Origin of the sequence: Caballeronia arvi (assembly GCF_001544695.2) — a bacterium.
Classification (GTDB): domain Bacteria; phylum Pseudomonadota; class Gammaproteobacteria; order Burkholderiales; family Burkholderiaceae; genus Caballeronia; species Caballeronia arvi.
In genome coordinates this window covers 1-2,648 of record NZ_FCOM02000173.1, presented here as the reverse complement: position 1 = coordinate 2,648, position 2,648 = coordinate 1, and the positions used below count along the sequence as shown (strand labels likewise).

3 protein-coding genes are annotated in these 2,648 nt (G+C 63.0%); all 3 read left to right on the top strand.

What is annotated here, in order from left to right:
* On the top strand, window positions 1-405 hold a 405-nt coding region (locus tag AWB74_RS43965), incomplete at its 5' end, for a gluconate 2-dehydrogenase subunit 3 family protein (protein ID WP_143749528.1).
* Entirely contained in the window at window positions 395-2,038 is a 1,644-nt protein-coding gene (locus AWB74_RS43960; RefSeq protein WP_061152725.1) for a GMC family oxidoreductase, read from the top strand. The genes AWB74_RS43965 and AWB74_RS43960, both read left to right, overlap by 11 nt.
* A gap of 21 nt (window positions 2,039-2,059) precedes the next feature.
* On the top strand, window positions 2,060-2,648 hold a 589-nt coding region (locus AWB74_RS43955), incomplete at its 3' end, for an SDR family oxidoreductase (RefSeq protein ID WP_143749527.1).

The window sequence follows — 2,648 nt, the reverse complement described above, 5'->3', positions numbered from 1 at the left end:
GGCGACGGCTATCGTGACGCGCGCTTGCCGCCACTGCAGCAGGCGTGGCGCACCGGGCTTGCCGCGCTCGATGCGGAAAGCCGCGGACGTTTTGCTTTGCCGTTTGCGAGCTTGGAGGATCCGAATAAAAACACGCTCATTGAGGCGATGCAGCGCGGCGAGCTCAACGACAAAGCGTGGCATGACATGCCGTCGAAGGTCTTCTTTTCGGAACGAGTGCTCCACGACGTGTGCGCCGCTTATTATTCTCACCCGCACGCCTGGAGCGAAATTGGCTTTGGCGGCCCGGCCAATCCACGCGGCTACGTGCGCATGTACTTCAACCGGCGCGACCCGTGGGAGGCTGCCGAAACGCATGACGGTGACGAGGCGCGCGCGCGCCGGGAGAATCAGCATGCTCGATGACGCGCAACATCATCCTCGCGGCAAGAATGGGCGCGCGCCCAATGTGTTTCGCGTGGGCGCGTGGACACCCATGCGCGAGTTCGCGCAGCACGAGGCGGTTGATTTTGCGATTGTCGGCACCGGCGCCGGCGGCGGGACACTCGCGTGCCGTCTCGCGGAGAAGGGTTTTAAGGTAGTGGCGTTCGACGCCGGCGCGTGGTGGCGTCCGCTTGAAGAATTTGCTTCAGACGAGACGCATCAATCGAAGCTTTATTGGACGGACGAGCGCATCTGCGACGGCGACAATCCCTTGAAGCTCGGCAACAACAATTCTGGCAAAGCGGTGGGCGGCAGCACCGTGCACTTTGCCATGGTGTCGCTGCGATTTCGACCTGAGTGGTTCAAGTCTCGCACGCTGCTCGGGTATGGCGCGGACTGGCCGATCGACTGGCGTGAGATGTGGGACTACTACTCGCAAGTTGAGCAGGCTCTGAAGATTTCGGGCCCCATCAATTACCCGTGGGGTCCCAAACGTCCCCGCTACCCCTATCGCGCTCACGAGCTGAACGCCGCCGCGCTGGTGCTCGCGCGCGGTGCGGAGGCGCTTGGCATCCCGTGGACGCCCACACCGCTCGCGACCGTTTCTGCGCCCCGTGGCGAGGCTCATCCTTGCGTGTATCGAGGTTTTTGCGTCTCAGGGTGCGCCACGAATGCGAAACAGAGCGCGCTTGTCACGTGGATTCCGCGCGCGCTTGCGGCCGGTGCGGAAATTCGCGACTTGGCGATGGTCGGAAAGATCAAGACCGAGGACGACGGCCGCGTGAGCGGCGTCGAATACTTCCGCGAAGGGCGGTGGCATTTTCAGCGCGCGCGCAACGTCGTCGTGGCAGGCTACGCGATCGAGACGCCGCGGCTGCTGCTGATGTCGGCCAACGCGCGCTATCCGGATGGCCTGGCTAACAGCTCGGGACTCGTCGGCAAGAACCTGATGGTGCAGTCGAACCAGGCGAGCTGGGGCGTGATGGATGAAGAGATCCGCTGGTACAAGGGCCCACCCTCGCTGGCGCTCACCGAACACTGGAATTACACCGACAAAGGCAAGGATTTTTTTGGCGGCTATTGCTACATGAGCCAGGGACCTTTACCTAATGCGTGGGTGGCCACGCAAAACGGGCGGGGCCTGTGGGGACATGCGCTCGAGGCCGAGATGCAAAAGTACAACCATCAGGCGGGGCTGAAGATTGTCGGTGAAACGTTGCCGCAGGAGCGCAATCGGGTCACGCTCGCGCCGGAGATGGACCAATACGGCTTGCCCATCGCGAGGGTCACCTATTCGTTTTGCGACAACGACAAGCGACTCATCGCGCATTCACTTGACTACATGGGTAAGGCGCTCGAAGCGGCGGGAGCCAAGGAAATCTGGCATGAATACGACGACACCTGCCACCTGAACGGCACCGCGCGCATGGGCGACGATCCGAAGACGAGCGTCGTCAATGCGGATTGCCGCAGTTGGGACATTCCGAACCTCTGGATTTGCGACGGCTCCGTCTTTCCCACCGTAGGCGGCGTCAATCCGTCGTTGACCATTCAGGCGATCGCCTGCCGTACGGCTGACCGCATTGAGGCGCTAGCCGCGCGCGGCGAGCTTTAGGAGATTGAGGTGACCCACAGCATGAAGCATCCGAAAACGGTCGTAGTGACGGGCGCAAGCGCCGGAGCGGGGCGTGCCGCCGCGCTCGCCTTCGCACAGCGCGGCGCCGACGTCGCGCTCATTGCCCGGGACGCTGCCGCTCTTGAAGAGGTGGCCGCCGAAGTGCGCAAATCAGGCGTGCGTGCGTTGTCCGTCGCGCTCGACGTGAGCGATGCGAAGGCGCTCCGGGCAGCCGCGCAGCGCATTGAAACAGAGCTCGGGTCTATCGACGTGTGGGTCAACAACGCCATGGTGACCGTGTTCTCGCCACTCGACGATATGTCGCCGGAGGAGTTCGCGCGCGTGACCGAGGTCACGTATCTGGGCTACGTGTGGGGCACGATGGCGGCGCTGGAATGCATGAAGCCGCGTAACCGCGGCGTGATCGTGCAAGTCGGCTCCGCGCTCGCGTACCGCTCGATTCCCCTTCAGTCCGCCTATTGCGGCGCGAAGCACGCGATTCGCGGCTTCACCGATTCGCTGCGCTGCGAGTTGCTGCACGACAAAAGCCAGATCCATCTGACGATGGTACAAATGCCCGCGCTCAACACGCCGCAATTCGATTGGGCGC

Bases quoted from the DNA above. Each gene is read 5' to 3' on its own strand.
- AWB74_RS43960 (WP_061152725.1), top strand. From the start codon at position 395: ATGCTCGATGACGCGCAACATCATCCTCGCGGCAAGAATGGGCGCGCG.